The 20,898-nt window shown below is 73.7% G+C and carries 20 protein-coding genes; 10 read left to right on the top strand and 10 right to left on the bottom strand.

Annotation, left to right across the window (positions count from 1 at the left end; genetic code table 11):
• Positions 1-35 precede the first annotated feature (35 nt).
• Positions 36-1,823 carry a phosphatidylglycerol lysyltransferase domain-containing protein gene (locus ACZ4K2_RS13550; protein ID WP_467476678.1) on the top strand — a complete coding sequence of 596 codons (1,788 nt, stop codon included), beginning with the start codon at positions 36-38 and terminating at the stop codon, positions 1,821-1,823.
• A gap of 115 nt (positions 1,824-1,938) precedes the next feature.
• Here ACZ4K2_RS13550 and ACZ4K2_RS13545 read toward each other — a convergent pair whose 3' ends face one another.
• The 4 genes from ACZ4K2_RS13545 to ACZ4K2_RS13530 form a co-directional block, all read right to left on the bottom strand.
• Entirely contained in the window at positions 1,939-3,381 is a 1,443-nt protein-coding gene (locus ACZ4K2_RS13545; RefSeq protein ID WP_467476676.1) for a sensor histidine kinase, read from the bottom strand.
• Positions 3,382-4,095 (bottom strand): response regulator transcription factor, encoded by a 714-nt coding sequence (locus ACZ4K2_RS13540; protein ID WP_467477011.1) that lies wholly within the window; start codon positions 4,093-4,095, stop codon positions 3,382-3,384.
• 114 nt (positions 4,096-4,209) lie between these two features.
• Positions 4,210-4,806, bottom strand: a complete 597-nt coding sequence (locus ACZ4K2_RS13535) for an FMN reductase (RefSeq protein WP_467476674.1) — start codon at positions 4,804-4,806, stop codon at positions 4,210-4,212.
• The gene (locus ACZ4K2_RS13530; RefSeq protein ID WP_467476672.1) at positions 4,803-5,891 is read right to left on the bottom strand and encodes an LLM class flavin-dependent oxidoreductase; all 1,089 of its coding nucleotides are present in this window, start codon (positions 5,889-5,891) and stop codon (positions 4,803-4,805) included. Before ACZ4K2_RS13530 ends, ACZ4K2_RS13535 begins: the two co-directional genes overlap by 4 nt.
• A 292-nt stretch (positions 5,892-6,183) precedes the next feature.
• On the opposite strand from ACZ4K2_RS13530, the gene ACZ4K2_RS13525 reads away from it, so the two are divergent.
• A complete protein-coding gene (locus ACZ4K2_RS13525) occupies positions 6,184-6,522 on the top strand; it encodes a YnfA family protein (protein WP_467476671.1) in 339 nt (112 codons plus the stop codon).
• A 57-nt stretch (positions 6,523-6,579) separates the two neighbouring features.
• On the opposite strand, the gene ACZ4K2_RS13520 is transcribed toward ACZ4K2_RS13525, so the two are convergent.
• On the bottom strand, positions 6,580-7,008 hold the full coding sequence (locus ACZ4K2_RS13520) for a MarR family winged helix-turn-helix transcriptional regulator (protein WP_467476669.1): 429 nt from the start codon (positions 7,006-7,008) through the stop codon (positions 6,580-6,582).
• Positions 7,008-7,424, bottom strand: coding sequence for an SRPBCC family protein (locus ACZ4K2_RS13515; RefSeq protein WP_467476667.1), 417 nt, complete (start codon positions 7,422-7,424; stop codon positions 7,008-7,010). The genes ACZ4K2_RS13520 and ACZ4K2_RS13515 overlap by 1 nt, the downstream gene beginning before the upstream one ends.
• 148 nt (positions 7,425-7,572) lie before the next feature.
• Between ACZ4K2_RS13515 and ACZ4K2_RS13510 the strand changes: the two genes are divergently transcribed.
• Positions 7,573-8,349 (top strand): SDR family NAD(P)-dependent oxidoreductase, encoded by a 777-nt coding sequence (locus ACZ4K2_RS13510; protein ID WP_467476665.1) that lies wholly within the window; start codon positions 7,573-7,575, stop codon positions 8,347-8,349.
• Positions 8,346-8,492: a hypothetical protein gene (locus tag ACZ4K2_RS13505; protein WP_467476663.1), complete on the top strand. Its 147-nt coding sequence runs from the start codon at positions 8,346-8,348 to the stop codon at positions 8,490-8,492. Before ACZ4K2_RS13510 ends, ACZ4K2_RS13505 begins: the two co-directional genes overlap by 4 nt.
• 43 nt (positions 8,493-8,535) lie before the next feature.
• Here the strand turns inward: ACZ4K2_RS13505 and ACZ4K2_RS13500 are convergent, their stop codons facing one another.
• A complete protein-coding gene (locus ACZ4K2_RS13500; RefSeq protein ID WP_467476660.1) occupies positions 8,536-9,729 on the bottom strand; it encodes an RtcB family protein in 1,194 nt (397 codons plus the stop codon).
• A gap of 213 nt (positions 9,730-9,942) precedes the next feature.
• Here ACZ4K2_RS13500 and ACZ4K2_RS13495 point away from each other — a divergent pair, with 213 nt between their 5' ends.
• The 3 genes from ACZ4K2_RS13495 to ACZ4K2_RS13485 all read left to right on the top strand — a co-directional run bounded on the left by ACZ4K2_RS13495 (position 9,943) and on the right by ACZ4K2_RS13485 (position 13,226).
• Positions 9,943-10,869 carry a DUF3558 domain-containing protein gene (locus ACZ4K2_RS13495; RefSeq protein ID WP_467476657.1) on the top strand — a complete coding sequence of 309 codons (927 nt, stop codon included), beginning with the start codon at positions 9,943-9,945 and terminating at the stop codon, positions 10,867-10,869.
• Between the two features lie 126 nt (positions 10,870-10,995).
• Positions 10,996-11,862, top strand: coding sequence for a DUF3558 family protein (locus ACZ4K2_RS13490; RefSeq protein WP_467476654.1), 867 nt, complete (start codon positions 10,996-10,998; stop codon positions 11,860-11,862).
• 116 nt (positions 11,863-11,978) lie between these two features.
• Positions 11,979-13,226 carry a DUF2637 domain-containing protein gene (locus tag ACZ4K2_RS13485; protein WP_467477009.1) on the top strand — a complete coding sequence of 416 codons (1,248 nt, stop codon included), beginning with the start codon at positions 11,979-11,981 and terminating at the stop codon, positions 13,224-13,226.
• Between the two features lie 76 nt (positions 13,227-13,302).
• Here ACZ4K2_RS13485 and lysS read toward each other — a convergent pair whose 3' ends face one another.
• Positions 13,303-15,042 carry a lysine--tRNA ligase gene (gene lysS / locus ACZ4K2_RS13480; RefSeq protein WP_467476651.1) on the bottom strand — a complete coding sequence of 580 codons (1,740 nt, stop codon included), beginning with the start codon at positions 15,040-15,042 and terminating at the stop codon, positions 13,303-13,305.
• 129 nt (positions 15,043-15,171) lie between these two features.
• Between lysS and argS the strand changes: the two genes are divergently transcribed.
• Positions 15,172-16,956: an arginine--tRNA ligase gene (gene argS, locus ACZ4K2_RS13475; RefSeq protein WP_467476648.1), complete on the top strand. Its 1,785-nt coding sequence runs from the start codon at positions 15,172-15,174 to the stop codon at positions 16,954-16,956.
• Positions 16,957-16,974: 18 nt separating this feature from the next.
• Here argS and ACZ4K2_RS13470 read toward each other — a convergent pair whose 3' ends face one another.
• Positions 16,975-17,961: a helix-turn-helix transcriptional regulator gene (locus ACZ4K2_RS13470; RefSeq protein ID WP_467476646.1), complete on the bottom strand. Its 987-nt coding sequence runs from the start codon at positions 17,959-17,961 to the stop codon at positions 16,975-16,977.
• 72 nt (positions 17,962-18,033) lie between these two features.
• Here ACZ4K2_RS13470 and ACZ4K2_RS13465 point away from each other — a divergent pair, with 72 nt between their 5' ends.
• On the top strand, positions 18,034-18,420 hold the full coding sequence (locus ACZ4K2_RS13465; protein ID WP_467476644.1) for a VOC family protein: 387 nt from the start codon (positions 18,034-18,036) through the stop codon (positions 18,418-18,420).
• 83 nt (positions 18,421-18,503) lie between these two features.
• Positions 18,504-19,328: a DUF4253 domain-containing protein gene (locus ACZ4K2_RS13460; RefSeq protein WP_467476641.1), complete on the top strand. Its 825-nt coding sequence runs from the start codon at positions 18,504-18,506 to the stop codon at positions 19,326-19,328.
• Positions 19,329-19,358: 30 nt separating this feature from the next.
• Here ACZ4K2_RS13460 and ACZ4K2_RS13455 read toward each other — a convergent pair whose 3' ends face one another.
• Positions 19,359-20,813: a helix-turn-helix domain-containing protein gene (locus tag ACZ4K2_RS13455; RefSeq protein ID WP_467476639.1), complete on the bottom strand. Its 1,455-nt coding sequence runs from the start codon at positions 20,811-20,813 to the stop codon at positions 19,359-19,361.
• Between the last annotated feature and the right edge of the window lie 85 nt (positions 20,814-20,898).

Below are 20,898 nucleotides of genomic sequence, written 5' to 3'. Positions count from 1 at the left end.
CGAGGCCGCACCGTCCCCGTCCCCGAGGGTGACCCATGCCCGCACCGCAGACGACCCCGGCCCCGCCGCGGGCCGCCGCTCCCCGTACCCCGAGGCGCGTCGTGCGCCTCCTCTCGGCCCCCTTCCGCTCCGCGCCGGGCGACGACCGGCTGCGCGTCCGCGCCGCCGCGGCGACCGTCTGGTACCTGCGCCTGCTCGCCGTACTGAACATCGCCGCGGTCCTGTCGCTCCCCTTCCGCGAGGAGGTGCACGAGCACAACGCGGGCGAGTTCTTCACGCCCTACCTCGCCACCGCGGGACTGGGCTCGGCGGCCCTCGCCCTGTTCCTCGCGGTGGTGATGCGCCGCCGCAAACGCGCCGCCTGGCTCTTCAACCTCCTGCTCGCCGGCTCCCTGTTCGGGCTCTACGTCCTCGCCCTGACCCACCCCGCCTACCGCGCCCACGCCTTCAACTGGGTCTCCACCGCGCTCACCGGCCTGTTCGTCGCCGCCCTGCTGGCCGGCCGGCGCGAGTTCGACGCCGTCGGCGACCGCTCCAACCCGCGCCTGGCCCTCGCCGTCGGCGCGGGCGGCACCCTGGTCGGCGGCGGCCTCGGCACGCTGCTGGCACACGTGACGAACACGGTGCCCGGGGCCACCCTCACGGACGAGATCGCGTACACCCTGCTGCGCGGCATCAGCGTCGGACCGCTCGCCGACCGCGTCGCCGCGGTGCAGGCCCCCCGCTGGACGGACATGGCCATCAACGTCCTGACGGCCGCCGCCTTCCTGCTGGTCCTCTACGCCTGCTTCCGCGCCCCCCGCGGCGCCCGTCTGCTGGCGGCGGAGGACGAGGCCCGGCTGCGGGGCCTGCTGGACCGGCACGGCGACCGCGACTCCCTCGGCTACTTCGCCCTGCGCCGGGACAAGTCCGCCATCTTCTCCCCGAGCGGCAAGGCCGCCGTCGCCTACCGGGTCGTCGGCGGGGTCAGCCTCGCCTCCGGCGACCCGATCGGCGACCCCGAGGCGTGGCCCGGCGCCATCGACGCCTGGCTGGCCGAGGCCCGCCGCCACGCCTGGACCCCGGCCGTCATGGGGGCCGGCGAGGAAGCCGGCACCGTCTACGCCCGCCACGGCCTCGACGCGCTCGAACTCGGCGACGAGGCGATCGTCGACCTCGCCGACTTCACCCTCGACGGCCGGGCCATGCGCGTGGTCCGCCAGGCCCACAACCGGGTCCGCCGGGCCGGTTACACGGTCCGCGTCCGCCGCCACGAGGACATCCCGGCCGAGGAGATGGCCGTCCTGGTGGAGCGTGCCGACCGCTGGCGCGACGGCGCCACCGAACGGGGGTTCTCCATGGCCCTCGGCCGGCTCGGCGATCCCGCCGACGGCCGCTGCGTGATGCTGGAGTGCCGGGACGCGGACGGCGAACCGCGGGCCCTGCTCAGCTTCGTCCCCTGGGGCGAGCACGGCCTCTCCCTGGACCTGATGCGCCGCGACCGCGACGGCGAGAACGGCCTGATGGAGTTCATGGTGGTCGAACTCCTGCTGGGGGCGGGGGAGCTGGGCGTCGAGCGGGTCTCCCTCAACTTCGCGATGTTCCGCTCGGTCTTCGAGCGCGGTGCCCGGCTCGGTGCCGGGCCCGTGCTGCGCCTGTGGCGCTCGACCCTCACCTTCTTCTCCCGCTGGTGGCAGATCGAGTCCCTGTACCGGGCGAACGCCAAGTACCGCCCGGTGTGGGAACCCCGGTTCCTGCTGTTCGCCAAGAGCAGCGACATCCCGCGGATCGGCCTGGCGAGCGCCCGCGCGGAGGGCTTCCTCACCCTGCCGGGCCGTCCGTAACCGCCCCGGACGGACCCGAGCCGGCCCGCGCCCGGCCACCACCCGCCCGCCGCCCGCCGCACCCGCACCCGCACCCGCACCCGGCACGCACGTACCCACCCACCGGGCCCGTCCCTCAGGCGGGCCCGTTCCCGGTGGGGCCGCCGCCGACCGTGAACCCGATGACCGCGCCGCCGCCCTCGCGCCGGTAGGCGAACGGCGCTCCGCCGTGGGCCATGGCCACCTCGCGCACGATGGACAGGCCGAGGCCCGAGCCGGGCTGGGAGCGGGCGTCGGCGGCTCGGTAGAAGCGGTCGAAGATGCGCACGAGGTCGCCCTCGGCGATCCCGGGCCCCCGGTCGCGCACCTCCACGCGCACCGCGCCCGGCCGGGCCGGGCCGGTGATGCCGACCAGGATCGCCGCCTCGCCGCCCGGGTCGAACTTGGCCGCGTTCTCGACCAGGTTGGAGAGGGCCCGCTGGAGCATCCCGGGCCGCCCCTCGACCGTCGTGTCACCGCTGGTGTGCAGCAGGACGTCCCGGCCGGTGCGGCGCCGGGCCAGCCCGACGACGTCCTCGGCGATGTCGGCGAGGTCCACCCGCTGCGGCGGCTCGGCGTCGGACTGGCCGGCGGCGAGGTCGACCAGCTCGTTGACCAGGTCGGTCAGCTCCCGCGCCTCCTGGGAGAGGTCGGCGACCAGTTCCTCCCGGCTGGCGGGCGGTAGCTCGTCGATCCGGCGCAGCAAGGAGATGTTGGTGCGCAGCGAGGTGAGCGGCGTGCGCAGCTCGTGGCCCGCGTCCTGCACCAGCCGGCGCTGGTCCTCCTCCGACTGCGCGAGCCGCCCCAGCATCCGGTCGAAGGCGCGGCCCAGCCGCCCCACCTCGTCCAGGCCGGCCACCGGCACCTGGACGCCGAGCTGCCGGGTGCGGGCGACGTTCTCGGCGGCGGAGGTGAGGACGACCAGGCGCCGGGTGATCCGCCGGGCCAGCCACCACCCGAACAGTCCGGCCCCCACCACGACCGCCGCCATCAGGATCAGCGTCCGCTGCTGGAGCGCCCGCAGCAGGTCCTCGGTGTCGCTGAACTCCTGCGCCACCTGGACCGCGCCCCGCCCGTCGCCGAGCGAGACGGTGGCGATGCGGAACAGGTCCGCGTCCACCCGTACGTCCTTGTGCCGGACGACGTTCCCGGCCGGGTGAGCGAGGGCCGCCGCCCGGTCCCGGGAGGTGACGGGCAGCACCGGGCTGCCGTGGTCCACGATCTGCCCCTGCGCGCCGAGGACCTGGACGTCCGTGCGGGCCGGCCGGACCAGGTCGTGCCCGGGGCGGGAGGAGGAGAAGTCCTCCGGGCCCATGGTGTGCTGCCGCACCTCGTCCCGTACGTCCTGCACGACCTGGGTGAACACCGACTGCTGGTCGACGCGGACGAGCCGGGCGGCGGAGCTGTACGACAGGATGCCGACGAGGATCGTGACGGCCGCGGTGACGGCCGCGAAGGAGACGGCGAAGGTCGTGCGCAGGGAGACCAGGGAGACCAGCTTCGGCCGGGGCCGGACCGGCAGCCGCCAGCGGCGGCCCACTCAGTCCTCCCGCAGCACGTAACCCACGCCCCGCACGGTGTGGATCAGCGGGGCGGCGCCGGGTTCGTCCAGTTTGCGGCGCAGGTAGCCGACGTAGACGGCGAGGTTCTTGGAGCCGGGGCCGAAGTCGTAGCCCCAGATCCGGTCGTAGATCGTGGAGTGGTCGAGGACGATGCCCGCGTTGCGCACCAGCAGTTCCAGCAGCTCGAACTCGGTGCGGGTCAGCTCCAGCTCGCGCCGGCCGCGCCAGGCGCGCCGGGCCTGGAGGTCCATGCGGAGACCGGCGGCCTCCAGTTGCCGGTCGGAGCCCTGCGCCTCCCGTACGGGGGGCTCGGCACCCGCACCCGCGGCGGGCGCCGGGCTGGTGCGGCGCAGCAGCGCGCGCAGCCGGGCGAAGACCTCCTCGACGTCGAACGGCTTGACCACGTAGTCGTCGGCGCCCGCGTCCAGTCCCGCGATGCGGTCGGCGGTCTCCACCAGGGCGGTGAGCATCAGGATCGGGGTCCGGTCACCCTCGGCGCGCAGCACGCGGCAGACCTGGAGGCCGTCGATGCCCGGCATCATCACGTCGAGGACGAGGACGTCCGGCGGGTTGCGGTGGGCCTGCGCCAGGGCCTCCACGCCGTCGGCGACCGCCGTCACCTCGTAGCCCTCCAGCGACAGGGCACGCTCCAGGGCATGGCGGATGGCGCGGTCGTCTTCGGCGAGCAGCACAGTCTGGGACACGCTCCCAGTCTGCCAAGGCGGCCGGCGGCGCGGCCGGGGCCGCCGGGCCGACGATCACCTTTTTTACCGGGATCTCACCGTCGGCCCGGGCGCGCCCGGCCCTCAGCCACCGGAGGAGCCGAGCCGGGCGAGCTGCTCCCCGAAGGGCACGACCCGGAAGCCGTCGTCGGCGGCCGGCCGGGCCGCGGACAGCCCGGTCATCAGCGCCGCCAGCTCCCCCGCCGCCCGCTCGACCCGCTCCGGCAGCCCTTCGGCGCCCCAGTCCTCGGAGGCGGCGTACACGGCGGTCGGCACGACCACGGCCCGCAGGTAGGCGAAGAGCGGCCGCAGGGCGTGCTCCAGCACCAGCGAGTGCCGTGCCGTCCCGCCGGTCGCCGCGATCAGCACCGGCTTGCCGGCCAGCGCGTCCTTGTCGAGCACGTCGAAGAACGACTTGAACAGCCCGCTGTACGACGCGGTGAACACCGGGGTGACGACGATCAGCCCGTCGGCCGCCGTCACCGCGTCCTGGGCGGCGGCCAGCGCCCTCCCGGCGAACCCGTTGGTGAAGGCGTGCGCGATCTCGACGGCGAGGTCGCGCAGCTCGATCACCTCGACGTCCACCGGCGCCTGCCGGTGCACGGCGGCGGCCAGCCGGTCGCCCAGCAGCCGGGTGGAGGACGGGACGCTCAGTCCCGCCGACACGACGACGAGCCTCATGCCGCGGTCTCCTTCCGTGCGGTGGTCAGCAGCGACTGGTGGGTGGGCGCGTCCGGCACGTCCGCCGGGCGCCCCTTGGCGAACTCCTCGCGCAGCACCGGCACGACCTCCTCGCCGAGCATGTCGAGCTGCTCCAGCACGGTCTTGAGCGGCAGTCCCGCGTGGTCCATGAGGAACAGCTGGCGCTGGTAGTCGCCGGCGTACTCGCGGAAGGACAGGGTCCGCTCGATCACCTGCTGCGGGGAGCCCACCGTCAGCGGGGTCTGCTCGGTGAAGTCCTCCAGCGAGGGTCCGTGGCCGTAGACCGGCGCGTTGTCGAAGTACGGCCGGAACTCGCGCACCGCGTCCTGCGAGTTCTTCCGCATGAACACCTGGCCGCCGAGCCCGACGATCGCCTGCTCGGGCGTTCCGTGCCCGTAGTGCGCGAACCGCTTCCGGTAGAACTCGACCATCCGCTTGGTGTGCTCGGCGGGCCAGAAGATGTTGTTGTGGAAGAAGCCGTCGCCGTAGTAGGCGGCCTGCTCGGCGATCTCCGGGGAGCGGATGGAGCCGTGCCAGACGAACGGCGGCACACCGTCCAGCGGGCGGGGCGTGGAGGTGAAGCCCTGCAACGGCGTGCGGAACTTGCCCTCCCAGTCCACGACGTCCTCGTCCCACAGGCGGCGCAGCAGGGCGTAGTTCTCGACGGCGAGGTTGATGCCCTCGCGGATGTCCTTGCCGAACCACGGGTAGACCGGCCCGGTGTTGCCGCGGCCCATCATCAGGTCGACGCGCCCGTCGGCCAGGTGCTGGAGCATCGCGAAGTCCTCCGCGATCTTCACCGGGTCGTTGGTGGTGATCAGGGTGGTGGAGGTGGACAGCACCAGCCGCTCGGTGCGGGCGGCTATGTAGCCGAGCATGGTGGTCGGCGACGACGGCACGAACGGCGGGTTGTGGTGCTCACCGGTCGCGAAGACGTCCAGGCCGACCTCCTCCGCCTTCAGGGCGATGGCGACCATCGCCTTGATCCGCTCGCGCTCGGTCGGGGTGCGCCCCGTGGTGGGGTCCGGCGTGACGTCGCCGACCGAAAAGATCCCGAACTGCATGGTCGCTCACCCTCCAGGTTGTTGACCGTTCAACTATACCCCCACAACGGTCCCCCCTGCCCGGGTATTCCACCCCCCGCGACCACACCACCCACACCTGCTCCCACCTGCGGTGACGGCCGACAGACACGCAAGGCGACAGGGCGTACGCCCCTCCCGGCGCCTCGCGCTCCCGCCGCCGTACCGATGCGTGCCGCGCGGGCCGCCCGGCAGATGCCCGCCGGCAGGTGGCGGGGCCGGCCGGACGCCACCCGCGCCCGGGACCGCGTCCGCCGCGTGCGAAGCTGCCCCCATGCCCGTCCTCCGCTCCGCCGCCCTGTTCGTCGTCGCCGCGCTGTTCGAGATCGGCGGAGCCTGGCTCGTCTGGCAGGGCGTGCGCGAGCACCGCGGCTGGCTGTGGGTCACCGGCGGCGTCCTCGCCCTCGGCGCGTACGGCTTCGTCGCGACCTTCCAGCCGGACGCCCACTTCGGCCGCATCCTCGCCGCCTACGGCGGGATCTTCGTCGCGGGCTCGATCCTGTGGGGCGCGGTCGCGGACGGCTACCGCCCCGACCGCTGGGACATCACCGGAGCACTGGTCTGCCTGGCCGGGATGGCCGTGATCATGTGGGCCCCGAGGAACGGCGGCTGAGGGCGCGGACACCGCCGGCCTGCGGATCCGGCGCCGGCGGCGTCCGGGACGGGGGCGTCAGGCCCCGGGGTCGGCCAGGCGGCTGAGCAAGGCCACCGCGTCGTCGTGCACCACCGGCCGGAAGAAGCGCGCGTCGACGTCCTCGACGGCCGCGATCGCGCGCGGGGCCAGTTCGGCGCCGGCGTCGGTGACCCGCAGGCGTCTGGCGCGGGTGTCCGCGGGGTCGACCTCGCGCTCGATCAGCCCCTTGGCCTCCAGGACGCGCAGGACCTGCGAGGTCATCTTGACGTCGGTGCCGGCCTGGCGGGCCACGGCCTGCTGGTTGGGCCGCTCGCCGTGGGTGTTCAGCCACCAGGTGCAGGCGAGGAGGACGAACTGGACGTGGGTGAGGTCCAGGGGGCCGAGCGCCGCGGCGATGTCGCGCTGCCAGCGCAGCGTGGCGTGCCAGAGCAGGAAGCCGGGGCTTTCGCCGGGGCCGAGGGCCATCAGGCCGCCGCCAGTTCGGCCAGGGCGGCCATGGTCTGCGGCCAGTCCGCGGTGACGGCCGGGCCGATCCGCGGGCCGAGCTCGTCGGCGCCGGTGCCGGTGATCTCCATCCGGTAGGTCACCCGGGTGCGCAGCCGCTCGCCCCGGCCGAGCCGGTGGGCGGTGCGCAGGAGCAGCCCGCCGAACCGGGCCTCGTCCACGAACAGTTCGCCGACGTTCGCCTCGGCGACGACCAGGTGGACCGGGTCGTCGCCGGCCGGGGTCATCACGATCTCGGCGCCCGCCTCGAACGGGCCGCTGATCTCGATGCCCGCGATGTCGGCGTTCCAGGCTCCCCAGTTCTCGACATCGGCCCACAGGCCCCAGATCGCCTCGGGCGCGGCGTCGGTCTCGATGCTGTGCTCATACGTCCACACGGTGGCCTCCCGGACCAAGATTGTCTTTGGAGAGATTATCTGCGCGCAGACTATCTGTCCAGGCTCGCCCCCGGACTCGCGGAGCCGGTCCCCCGAGCCACCGCTTAGGGTGGAGCGAACGGCCCCCGAAGCAGTCACAGGAGCAGCCATGGCCACCGCCGCCCCGTCCGCCGCCGCCCGGATCGCCGTCGTCACCGGCGCGAGCAGCGGCATCGGCGCCGCCACGGCCCGGCGGCTCGCCGAGGCCGGCTACCGCGTCGTCCTCACCGCCCGCCGCGAGGACCGCATCGAGGCGCTGGCCGAGGAGCTGACCGCGGCCGGGCACTCGGCGGTGGCCTACCGGCTCGACGTGACCGACCGCGCGGCCGTCGACGAGTTCGCCACGGCCTTCAAGGCGGTCGGCGTCCTGGTCAACAACGCGGGCGGGGCCCTCGGCGCCGACCCGGTGGCCACCGGCGACCCGGCGGACTGGCGCACGATGTACGAGACGAACGTCATCGGCACCCTGAACCTGACCCAGGCCCTGCTGCCCCGCCTGGAGGCGAGCGGCGACGGCGTGGTCGTGGTCGTCTCCTCCACCGCGGGCCACGGCACCTACGAGGGCGGCGGTGGCTACGTCGCCGCCAAGCACGGCGCCCACGTCCTCGCCGAGACGCTCCGCCTGGAGATCGTCGGCCGGCCGGTCCGCGTCGTCGAGATCGCCCCCGGCATGGTCAGGACGGAGGAGTTCGCGCTCACCCGCTTCGGCGGGGACGAGGAGAAGGCGGCCAGGGTGTACCAGGGCGTCGCCGAGCCCCTCACCGCGGACGACGTGGCGGAGACCATCACCTGGGCGGTGACCCGCCCCAGCCACGTCAACATCGACCTGCTGGTCGTGCGCCCGCGCGCGCAGGCCTCCAACACGAAGGTGCACCGCGAGTCGTGACGCACGACGACTCCGCGGAGAAGCGCCGCCTGGCCCAGGAGACGAAGGACGAACGCCAGGTCTGGTACTTCCTCGCCTACTTCCTCTTCGGCATCCACTTCATCGCGTTCGTCATGATCTACGCCGTACGGCACGCGAAGTAGCGCACGGGCGGCGCCCCGCCGCCGGCCGGTGCCGGCCGCGGGGTCAGCCCTTGACGCAGACGACCTGCCGCAGCTTGGCGACCACCTCGACCAGGTCCCGCTGCTGGTCGATGACCTGGTCGATCGACTTGTAGGCGCCCGGGATCTCGTCGACCACACCGGAGTCCTTGCGGCACTCCACGCCCCGGGTCTGGTCCTCCAGGTCCTTCGTCGTGAACCGCCGCTTGGCCGCGTTGCGGCTCATGCGCCGGCCCGCGCCGTGCGAGGCCGAGTTGAAGGACAGGTCGTTGCCGAGGCCCTTCACGATGTACGACCCCGTGCCCATCGAACCCGGGATGATCCCGTACTCCCCGGAGCCGGCCCGGATCGCGCCCTTGCGGGTCACGAGCAGGTCCATGCCCTCGTACCGCTCCTCCGCCACGTAGTTGTGGTGGCAGGAGATCTCCGGCTCGAAGGCCGGCTTGGCCTTCTTGAACTCCTTGCGGACCACGTCCTTCAGGAGCGCCATCATCAGCGTGCGGTTGTGCCTGGCGTACTCCTGCGCCCAGAACAGGTCGTTGCGGTAGGCCGCCATCTGCGGGGTGTCCGAGACGAAGACGGCGAGGTCGCGGTCGACCAGGCCCTGGTTGTGCGGGAGCTTCTGGGCCACGCCGATGTGGTGCTCGGCGAGTTCCTTGCCGATGTTCCGGGAGCCGGAGTGCAGCATCAGCCAGACCGACCCGTCCGCGTCCACGCACACCTCGATGAAGTGGTTGCCGGAGCCGAGCGTCCCGAGCTGCTTCCAGGCACGCTCCTGACGGAACCTGACGGCCTCCGCCACCGTGCCGAACCGCCCCCGGAAGTCGTCCCAGCCGGCCGTGGCCAGCCCGTGGAAGTCCCCGGGCGCGACGGGGTCGTCGTGCATCCCCCGCCCCACCGGGATCGCCTGCTCGATCTTCGAGCGCAGCCGGGACAGGTCGCCCGGGAGGTCGTTCGCGGTCAGCGACGTCCGCACCGCCGACATCCCGCAGCCGATGTCCACCCCCACCGCCGCGGGGCACACCGCGCCCCGCATCGCGATGACCGAGCCGACCGTCGCGCCCTTGCCGTAGTGCACGTCCGGCATCACGGCCAGGCCCTCGATCCACGGCAGCGTCGCCACGTTGCGGAGCTGGCTCAGGGCCACGTCCTCGACCGTCGCGGGGTCCGTCCACATCCGGATCGGGACCTTCGCGCCCGGCATCTCCACGTACGACATGTCTTCCCCATTCCCCCGGACAGCACGAAAAGGCTCGAAAGCAACAAAGCACAAAAGCCACGCCAAGGTCGGTGAAAAAGGACGAGGGACCGGCGTCCACGGCAGTGCGTGCGATACACATTGTCTCCAGGGGGCGCCCCGCCGCGGCAAGCGAATAACCGGCGGGGACACTGGAGCACCGAGCGTGCACACACCGTCGAGAGGAGCCCGTCCGTGCAGCGGAAGGCGTACGTAACCGGCACCGCCGCCCTCCTCGCGGCCTTGCTGGCCGGCTGCACGAGCGGCTCCGGCGACCGGTCCGCCACGGACGACGCCAACCCGGGCGACGCCGGCACCGCCACGGTCGCCGCCCAGCCCGGCAAGTACCACACGCTCCCGGAGCCGTGCGGCGTCGTCGGCCACGACGCCCTGGACTCGCTGCTGCCCGGCATCCAGCAGATCACCGACCCCGTGCAGCGCGACCAGGCGTACCGGGGCGAGGCCGCGCTCACGTACGACACCGACCGCAAGGTCGGCTGCCACTGGAAGGTCGAGTCGGCCGAGGCGACCGACCGGCTCTCGGTGGACTTCGAGCGGGTGGTGTCGTACGACAACGCCGTCAGCGACGACGACCAGGCGCAGAAGCTGTTCCTGGAGAAGCAGACCGCGGCCGACCTGCCCGTGGTGAGCGACTCCCCGACGCCCACGGCGTCCGCGTCGGGCTCCGGCTCCCCGAGCGCGCCCGCCTCCCCGCCGGCGTCCGGCCCGTCGGGCAGGTCGAACGCGTCCTCGGTGGCCCTGGGGTCCTCGGCGTCCCCGGGGGCCACGGGGCCGGCGCCGGGATCGCCCACCGGGTCCCCGGACGACGGTTCCCCGGACACCGGTTCCCCGGACGCCGGTTCCGGCTCCCCGACCGCCGACCTCCAGCCCCGCACGCTCCTTGATCTCGGCGACGAGGCGTACCTGGACGACCAGCTCAGCACGTCCGGTTCGACGGCCGAACCGCGGACGGTGACTGTGGTGTTCCGCACGTCCAACGTGGTCGTCACCCTCCAGTACGAGGAGCAGCCGATGGCCGCCGGAACGGTTCCGGACAGCAAGGAAATGCAGGACAGGGCCCTGAAACTGGCGTCCCAACTGGCCGACGCGCTGGGCGGCTGACGGGTTCGGCGGCCGTACCGGGGCCCGCGCGGAAGGCGCCCCGACGGGCACCGCACCGCTCCCCCACCGATTACCGTGGCCCCGCAGGAACCCGCACGAACACCGAGCGTCACGAGTGAAGGAACCATGCAGCGAGCAGACCAGCGAGACGACCGTGCCCACCAGCGAGCCAGGCGCCTTGGCCGCGCCCTTGTCTGCGCCGCAGCCGTTCCCGCGGTCCTGATCACCGCCGCCTGCTCCGCGGACTCCGGCGACTCCAAGGCCGGGCCGACCGGGGAAAGCACCGGGCAGTCGGCGAGCGGCACGTCGTCGCCCCCGGCGAGCCCGTCGCCGACCGTCGCGCCCGCCGCGTACCGGGAACTGCCCCGGCCCTGCTCGGTGCTGACGAAGTCGACGCTGTCCGACCTGGTCCCCGCGGGCGGGAAGGCCGGCAAGAAGGGCAGCTCCGACGATCCCTCCTCGCGGGCGTCCTGCTCCTGGAACAGCCTGGACAACAACGGCGTCGAGGGCTCGCAGTTCCGCTGGCTGAACGTCTCCCTGCTGCGCTTCGACTCGGACACCCGGGGCCCCGCCGACGAGCAGGCGCACGCCTACTACTCCCAGCAGGTCAAGGACGCCCAGTCGGTGACCGGCGCGAAGGGCGTGAAGGTCGTGCCGCTGTCCGGGACGGGCGCGGAGGCGTCGACGGTGCGCTACGACCTGAAGAAGAAGGAAGGCCTGTTCAAGCAGCAGACCGTCGTCGCCCGGGTGGAGAACGTCGTGGTCAGCCTGGACTACAACGGCGCCGGTCTCGCGGGTGAGGACACCCCCGACGCCGACGACCTGGCGAAGGCCGCCCAGAAGGCGGCGAAGGAGGTCGTGAAGGCGGTCACCGCGGCCAACAGCGGTGCCGGCAAGGGGAGTTCCGCACCGTCGGATCCGGCGTCCGGGACGCCGTCCGAGTCGGCCTCCTCCAGCGCGTCCCCGTCCGAGTCGGCCGTCGGCAGCGCCTGAGCGGAGGCCGTAGCGGCCGACCGGCCACGCGTTCGGCGCACACGTGTGCCACCCTGTTGCGCGCAACAACTCGCAAGGGGAGGGGAGTACGAGTGGCCGCACCGCAGCTGACTCGGATGCACCGCGTACTCATCGGCGTGGTCGTGAGCGGCGCTCTGATCATCGCTGGGATCGGCTTCGCCGGTTCGTACGCGGCCGTGCGCGAACTGGCCGTCAAGAAGGGTTTCGGGAACTTCTCGTATGTGTTCCCGGTGGGTATCGACGCGGGCATCTGCGTCCTCCTCTCCCTCGATCTGCTGCTGACCTGGATCCGCATCCCCTTCCCGCTGCTGCGCCAGACGGCGTGGCTGCTGACGGCGGCGACGATCGCGTTCAACGGCGCCGCCGCCTGGCCGGACCCGCTCGGCGTGGGCATGCACGCGGTGATCCCGGTCCTGTTCGTCGTGTCGGTGGAGGCGGCCCGGCACGCGGTCGGCCGCATCGCCGACATCACGGCCGACAAGCACATGGAGGGGGTCCGCCTCACCCGGTGGCTCCTGTCGCCGGTCCCGACGTTCCTCCTGTGGCGCCGGATGAAACTGTGGGAGCTGCGCTCCTACGAGCAGGTGATCAAGCTGGAGCAGGAACGTCTCGTCTACCAGGCGCGGCTGCGTTCCCGGTTCGGCCGGGCCTGGCGCCGCAAGGCCCCGGTGGAGTCCCTGATGCCGCTCAGGCTGGCGCGGTACGGCGTCCCGCTGGCGGAGACGGCGCCCGCGGGCCTGGCGGCGGCGGGCATCGACCCGGTGCTGCTGCCGCCGGTGCCCGCGCAGGCGCAGCCGGTGGCCGCGGTCCCCGCGGTCGCGGCCGCGGCGGAGCGTCCCGCGGTGGCCGCGCCCGTCCCGGCGCAGGCGGCGCCGCACGGCGGACCGCCCCCGCAGGAGCCGCCCGCCGACGAGGAGAGCCCCTGGTTCCAGGCTCCGCGGGAGATCGAGTACCACGGCGGCTACGACCCGACGTACGAGCCGCCGCCGGAGCCGCAGTACGAGCCGGAGGAGCAGTACGAGGACTGGTACGACGAGCAGCCCCCGGAGCAGTTCCAGCAGCCCTCCCCGGAGGAGACCGGCAGCTTCCCCATCCCGGTGGGCCCGAAGCGCACCCGGGAGCTGGGCGAGGGCGGCGGCGTCCCCGAGCCGGAGCCGACCGAGGACGACTTCTACCAGGTCTTCCGCAAGTCGATCGACGGCAGCTACCCCACCGGGGCGCAGCTCAGGGAGGACGTGGCGGCGACCTTCGGCGTGACGCTCCCGGCGCGCGAGGCCGAGCGCCTGGTCAAGGTCTTCGCCGAGCGGCACTCCCAGGAACTCCAGGACGAGCACATCGCCTGACCGGGCGCGCCGCACCCCGGCACGCGGAACACACGAGAGGGGCCCTCCCGGAGGAGGGCCCCTCTCGTGTCGCCGGCTACGCGCCGAGCAGCTTGCGCACCCGGTCCTGTCCCACCGCGAGGAGCAGCGTGGGCAGCCGGGGACCGGTGTCGCGGCCGACCAGCAGGTGGTACAGCAGCGCGAAGAACGTCCGCTGGGCCGTCTTGATCTCCGGCGGGAGTTCCTTCGGCGTGGCGTCGGCGGAGAAGCCGGCCCGCACCTTCGGCACGCCGTACACGAGGTGGGTCAGTCCGTCGAGGGACCAGTGGTCGGCCAGCCCGTCGAGCAGCAGCCGTACGGACTGCCGGGAGGGCTCGTCGAGGGAGCCGAGCAGCTCGGCGTCCGGCTCGTCGCGCACGATGGTCCGCTGGTCGGCGGGCACGTGCGTGTTGATCCACGCCTCGGCCTTGTCGTACCGGGGGCGGGCCTCGTCCAGGGAGGCGAGCGGCTGCTCCGGGTCCAGCTCGGAGAGGATGCGCAGCGCCTGGTCCTCGTGGCCGGCGGTGATGTCGGCGACGGACGCGAGGGTGCGGTACGGCAGCGGCCGCGCCGTCTTCGGCAGCTCGGCGACGGCGGTGCCGACGGCCCGGGTGTACGCGGCCACGTCCGCCGGCAGCGCGGAGCCCTCGGCGACCTTGCCGGCGAGCTTGTCCCACTCGTCGTACAGCCGCTGGATCTCCTGGTCGAAGGCGATCTTGAAGGACTGGTTGGGGCGGCGGCGGGCGTACAGCCAGCGCAGGAGCTGCGGCTCCATGATCTGCAGGGCGTCGGCCGGGGTCGGCACGCCGCCGCGCGAGGACGACATCTTCGCCATGCCGGAGATGCCGACGAAGGCGTACATCGGGCCGATGGGCCGCTCGCCGCCGAAGATGCCGACGATCTGGCCGCCGACCTGGAAGGAGGAGCCCGGCGACGAGTGGTCGACGCCGCTCGGCTCGAAGACCACGCCCTCGTAGGCCCAGCGCATCGGCCAGTCGACCTTCCAGACCAGCTTGCCGCGGTTGAACTCGGCGAGCCGCACGGTCTCGGCGAAGCCGCAGGCGGCGCAGGTGTAGGCCAGCTCGGTGCTGTCGTCGTCGTAGGAGGTGACGGTGGTCAGGTCCTTCTCGCAGTTGCCGCAGTACGGCTTGTACGGGAAGTACCCGGCGGAGCCGGAGCTGCCGTCGTCCTCGGACGCGGCGCCCGAGCCCTCCTCGGCCTCCAGCTCGGCCTCGTCGACGGCCTTCTGCTGCTGCTTCTTCGGGGCCTTCTTCGTCCGGTACTGGGCGAGGACCGCGTCGATGTCACCGCGGTGGCGCATCGCGTGCAGGATCTGCTCGCGGTAGGCGCCGGAGGTGTACTGCGCGGTCTGGCTGATCCCGTCGAACTCGACGCCCAGCTCGGCCAGCGAGGCGGTCATCGCGGCCTTGAAGTGCTCGGCCCAGTTCGGGTGGGGCGACCCCTTCGGCGCCGGCACCGAGGTGAGCGGCTTGCCGATGTGCTCGGCCCAGGACTCGTCGACGCCCGCGACGCCGGCCGGGACCTTGCGGTAGCGGTCGTAGTCGTCCCAGGAGATCAGGTGCCGGACCCGGTGGCCGCGGCGGCGCACCTCGTCGGCGACGAGGTGCGGGGTCATGACCTCGCGGAGGTTGCCGAGGTGGATCGGGCCCGACGGGGAGAGGCCCGACGCGACGACGACCGGTTTGCCCGGGGCCCGGCGCTCCGACTCCTCGATGACCTCATCCGCGAAACGGGAGACCCAGTCGGTGGTCTCGGTGCTCTGAGCCACGATCGGCACGTCCTTCTTTCTGAACGGGGTGACGGGCCCATTCTCACAGACCGTCCGGCGACCGGGAAAACGGCTTTACCCCCCGTGGGATACTGGCCGGGACCATCCGCCCCCACGAGGAGAACGGCACCCCTTCCTATGGCCTCGGTCACGTCCCTCAGCGACAGCGTCCAGCAGCACCTCGCCTCCGCTCTCTCGGCCACCCTGCCGGAGGCCGCCGGCGCGGACCCGCTGCTGCGACGAAGCGACCGGGCCGACTTCCAGGCCAACGGCATCCTGGCCCTGGCCAAGAAGGCGAAGGTGAACCCCCGGGAGCTGGCGGCCCAGGTCGTCGACCGGGTGGCGACGGGTGACGTGATCGAGGGCGTCGAGGTGTCCGGCCCCGGCTTCCTCAACATCACGGTCGCGGACCGGGCGATCGTCGAGAACCTGGCCGCGCGGTACGCGGACGACACCGGCCGGCTGGGCGTGCCCACCGCGGCGAACCCCGGCACGACGGTGATCGACTACGCCCAGCCGAACGTGGCGAAGGAGATGCACGTCGGCCACCTGCGGTCCGCGGTGATCGGCGACGCGGTGGTGCAGCTCCTGGAGTTCACCGGCGAGCACGTGGTCCGGCGCCACCACATCGGCGACTGGGGCACCCAGTTCGGCATGCTCATCCAGTACCTGGACGAGCACCCGCACGAGCTGGACCACAAGGCGTCCACCGCGGACACCGCGGCCTCCGGCGAGGAGGCGATGTCGAACCTCGACCGCCTCTACAAGGCCGCGCGGAAGTTCTTCGACTCCGACGAGGAGTTCAAGACGCGGGCGCGCCGCCGGGTGGTCGACCTCCAGGCGGGCGAGCCGCACACGCTCGCCATGTGGCAGAAGTTCGTGGACGAGTCGAAGATCTACTTCTTCTCCGTCTTCGAGAAGCTGGACATGGAGGTCCGGGACCCCGACATCGTCGGCGAGTCCGGTTACAACGACATGCTGGCCGAGACCTGCCGGCTCCTGGAGGAGTCGGGGGTCGCGGTCCGCTCCGAGGGCGCGCTGTGCGTCTTCTTCGACGACATCAAGGGCCCGGACGGCAACCCGGTCCCGCTGATCGTGCAGAAGTCGGACGGCGGCTACGGCTACGCGGCCACCGACCTGTCCGCGATCCGCGACCGCGTCTTCCACCTGAAGGCGAACACCCTGCTGTACGTGGTGGACGCCCGGCAGGCGCTGCACTTCCGGATGGTCTTCGAGACCGCGCGGCGGGCCGGCTGGCTGAACGACGACGTCACGGCCGTGCAGCTCGCCTTCGGCACGGTCCTCGGCAAGGACGGCAAGCCGTTCAAGACGCGTGCGGGTGAGACGGTCAGGCTCCAGGACCTGCTGGACGAGGCCGTCGAGCGGGCCACGGCCGTGGTGCGCGAGAAGGCCGGGAAGGTGGGCCTGAGCGAGCAGGAGATCACCGAGAACGGCCGCTACGTCGGCATCGGCGCGGTGAAGTACGCCGACCTGTCCACGTCGGCCGTCCGGGACTACAAGTTCGACCTGGACCAGATGGTCTCGCTGAACGGCGACACGTCCGTCTACCTCCAGTACGCGTACGCCCGTGTCCAGTCCATCCTCCGCAAGGCCGGCGACGCCCGTCCGGCCGCGCACCCGGAGCTGGCGCTGGCCCCGGCCGAGCGCGCCCTGGGCCTGCACCTGGACCGGTTCGCGGAGACGGTGCTGGAGGGCGCGGCCTCGTACGAGCCGCACAAGCTGGCCGCCTACCTGTACCAGCTCGCCTCGCACCTGACGGCGTTCTACGACCAGTGCCAGGTGCTGTCCGCCGACAACCCGGCCGAGGTCGTGGAGAACCGCCTGTTCCTGGTGGACCTCACGGCCCGCACCCTGCACCGGGGCATGGCGCTGCTGGGCATCCGGACGCCCGAGCGGCTCTGACCCCGCCGGGTCCGCGCCTCACACCGACGGCCCGTCCCCGCCCGGGGGCGGGCCGTCGTCCGTCTGCGTGTCGAGGAGCTCCCGGGTCCGCCGTACCAGGGCGTGGCGGACCGAGTCCGGGCCGAGGACGCGCAGCGGGGTGCCGAGGCCCAGCAGGTAGCGGGCCAGGCCGTCCGGGTCCGGGCCGCCGATGTCGACGAGGGTGGCGCCGGGGCCGTCGGGCCGGTGGGTGCCGACCGTCGGGGGGACCCGGCGCAGCGCCTCGGCCATCGGGAGCGGGAGGCGGACGGTCGCGGACAGGGGGTAGGGGCCGTTCGCCGTGTTGTGGGCGACGAGCCGGGCCGGGTCCGGCGGGTCGGTGATCTCCACCGGCTGCCCGGTGGGCGTCAGCCGTTCGACCCGGTCGGCGCGGAAGGTCCGCCAGCCCCGGGCGACGTCCCGGGCGACGAAGTACCAGCGCCGGCCGGTGTGGACGAGCCGGTAGGGGTCCACCTCCCGGACCGTGCCGCGGCCCTGTCCATCGCGGTACGACAGCCGGGCGCGTTCGCCGCGCCGGCAGGCCGCGGCCAGGTCCAGCAGCACGCCCGGCCGCAGCCGCGGCTCCTCGGGCCACGGCAGCCGCACCAGGGCGTCGTCCCACTCCGCCAGCCGGGCGGCGACCCGCGGGGGCAGCACCTGGCGCAGTTTGAGCAGCGCGGAGAGCGCGGCCTGGTCCCCGCCGAGGGCGCCGCCGAGCGCGGCCTCCCGCAGGCCCACGGCCACGGCCAGGGCCTCCTCGTCGTCCAGGATCAGCGGCGGCACGCGGGCACCGGCCCGGAGCCGGTAGCCGCCCCAGGGACCGGGGTCGGAGTCGACGGCGTACCCGAGTTCCCGCAGTGCGGCGATGTCGCGGCGGACGGTGCGGTCGGTGACGGCCATCCGGTCGGCCAGTTCGGCACAGGTCCAGGAGGGCCGGGCGGCGAGCAGCGCGAGCAGGCGCAGCAGCCGGGCGGACGCGCTGAGCACGGGCCGAAGTCTGCCACACGGCCCCGCCCGACCAGGACCGGATCTGTCCGGGTCGTGTCCTACGGTCGCCCCATGAGCACAGAGACCTCCACGACCCCCGCGTTCCGCTACGCCGCCGTCACCTTCGACTGCGCCGACCCCGCCGAACTGGCGCGCTTCTACGGTGAGTCGCTGGGCATGACGGCCCTCCACTCCACCGACGACTTCGTCCTGCTCGGCAAGGAGGGCGCCACCGGGCTCGCCTTCAACCGGCTGGCCGACTACCGCCCGCCCACCTGGCCGGACCCGGCCCAGGAGAAGCAGGCGCACCTCGAACTGGGCGTGGACGACCTGGACGCCGCCGAGCGGCGGCTGCTCTCCCTGGGCGCCACCAAGCCGCAGTTCCAGCCGGGCGGGGAGCGCTGGCGGGTCCTGCTGGACCCGGCCGGCCACCCGTTCTGCATCACCACCCTGGTCTGACGCGCCCACCGCCGACTCGCCCCGGCCGCCGCCGAGTCGGCGCGGCCGGGGCACTGTCAGTGGCTGCCCCTACAGTCACCGGCATGGCGACTCTTCCCAACCCGCTGCCCCGGCTGGCCACCGATCCCAGCGGGCGCTCCCTCGGCCTGCGGCTGCCGCCCGGCAGGCTGGTGGACGACACGGACGACGGGCCCTGGCACGAACCCCTGCTGTGGCACGCGGAGAAGACCTCGGCGCCCGGCACCTGGAAGGCGCTGGGCGGACCGGCGTCCCGCGCGGGGCTGCTGCCGGTGCTGGTGGACCTGGCCGGCTCCCGGAGCGGCATGGCGGACTGGGTGCTGCTGCCCGGTGCGGCGTCCTACCCGGGGGACCACGACGCCGGGGCCGTGCTCGAGGAGTACTGGGCGGAGGAGACGGACGACCGGGACCTGGACGACATCGCGCCGTTCGGGACGGACTGGCCGGGGCTGGCGCCGGCCGGCGTCCTGGCCGCGGACCCGGCGACCCGGGCCGCGCAGGTGGCCGACGCCGTGCACGGCGACCCGGACACCTGGTCGGACTGGCTGGAGGAACCGCACCTGGCGCTGGTCCCGGCCCGCCGCTCCGCCGACATACCCGCGGCGATCGGCTGGACCGGCCCGCTGAACTACGAGGGGGACGTGGGCCGGGTCTGCGCGGTGCTGCGGTCCTGGGAGGACCGGTTCGGCGCCCGGGTCGTGGCACTGGGCCCGGACACGCTGGTGCTGTCCGTGGCGGCGCCGCCCGGTGACCGGGAGGACGCCGAGGTCCTGGCCGCCGAGCACTACGCCCTGTGCCCGGACGGCGTCGTGCGGAGCGGCCCGGGGAGCGTGCGGGCGTACGCCGCGGAGCTGGTGGGCGGGACCAGCTGGTCCTTCTGGTGGGACTGACCCCGCCCTGAGGCCCGGCGCGGCCGGCGCTCAGTTCGCGTCGGCCGCCGGCTGCCACTTCTGGCCGCCGAGGGGGAAGGCGTACGCCGGCCGCCCGGCCGCGCCACTGGTGCGGAACGGACGGCCGGCGTCGTCGATCACCAGCGTGCCGTGCCGGTCGCCGCTGGACCAGGCGAGCTCCAGGTACCAGCTCACGTCGTACGCGGTCGCGTCGGCCGTGATGTAGAAGACCTCGGGCTCGGACTGGCTCACCTTGAACGGGAAGTCGGGGCTGCCGGCCGCGGGGACGGGCGCGGGCCGCATCGCGTCCAGGGCGACCGAGAAGGAGTGGGTCGGCACCCCGCCGCCGCAGCCGACGCCCGGGTAGCCCATGGCGAAGTCGTTCCAGGGCAGCGGGGACCGCTTGCTCCCCATCCGCACGGACAGCCCTTCCAGCACGACGGTCTCGTGGCCGGTGCCCTGCACGGTGAAGGTGACGAACTGCTCCCCCGCCGACACCGCCTTGTGCACGTCCACCCAGGCGGGCGCGTCCTGCTCCAGCGGCGGCGGGGAGACCTCGGCCGGGGGCCGGTCGATCAGGTAGTGCTGGGAGCAGGGGTCCTGCCAGGAGTAGGGGCGGGTGTTGACCGTGAGGGGCGGCGCGGCGGACGTCCGCGCGGTCTCCGTGGCGCGCGGCGGCGGGGCCGCGGGCGTACCGCCGCCGGCGGTGGGGGCGGAGGCGGTGGCGGGGGTGGGGAGGGAGGGCTCGTCGTCGGGCGAGGCCGACGGGGAGGCGGAACGGCGCGGTGACGGGCTCCGGGGCGTCGGTGTCAGCGGGGCGCCGCCCCGGGCGGCGGTCCCGGCGGAGGCGGTGACCCCCTTGGCGTCGGCGTCCCGCTCCCCCGCGCCGGAGGACAGGTTCAGGGCGGCCGCCACCCCGCCGAGGAGCGCGGTGACGGCGAGGGCGGCGAGCAGTACGGTCCGGCGCCGCCGCCCCGGCCCGGCCGGAGTGGCCCGCGCCGGCTCCGTCCGCGGCCCGGGACCGGGCGCGGGCGCCGCCTCGGCGGCCGGCCCGGAAGTCCCCGGCTCCGGCTCCGGCTCGGGCTCGCCCGTGGGTTCCGGCTCCCCGTCCCGCGCGACCGGTGCGGGCTCGGCCGGTGCGGGCTCGGCCGGTGCGGGCTCGGCCGGTGCGGGGACGGCGGGTTCCGGGACCGCGGGGGCGGGGACCGCGGGGGGTGGCTCCTGCCCCTTCCGCCCCCGGCCCGCGTCCGCAAGCACCCACCGCCGGTGCAGTTCCACCAGCTCCCCCGGCGTGGCCTTGCACAGCCGGGCGAGGCGCTCCACGGGCGCGTAGTCCGTCGGTACGGCGTCCCCGTTGCAGTAGCGGTGGAGCGTCGACGTACTCATGTGGAGCCGCTTGGCGAGCGCGCCGTAACTGTGCCCGGAGCGGTTCTTCAACTCCCGCAGCAGCTCGGCGAAAGCGCTCTCGGACGTGCCCTCGGCCACCGTTTCTCCGTCCCCCTCGTCCCACCCGGGCGTTCCAGGGCAGGCCCATCCACGCAGGTCACAGCCGTGCGGGCGTTCCAGCGTC

This window comes from Streptomyces sp. NPDC025833, assembly GCF_055558055.1.
Note: the sequence above shows the minus strand (reverse complement) of the source record. Positions and strands in the feature narration are given on the sequence as shown.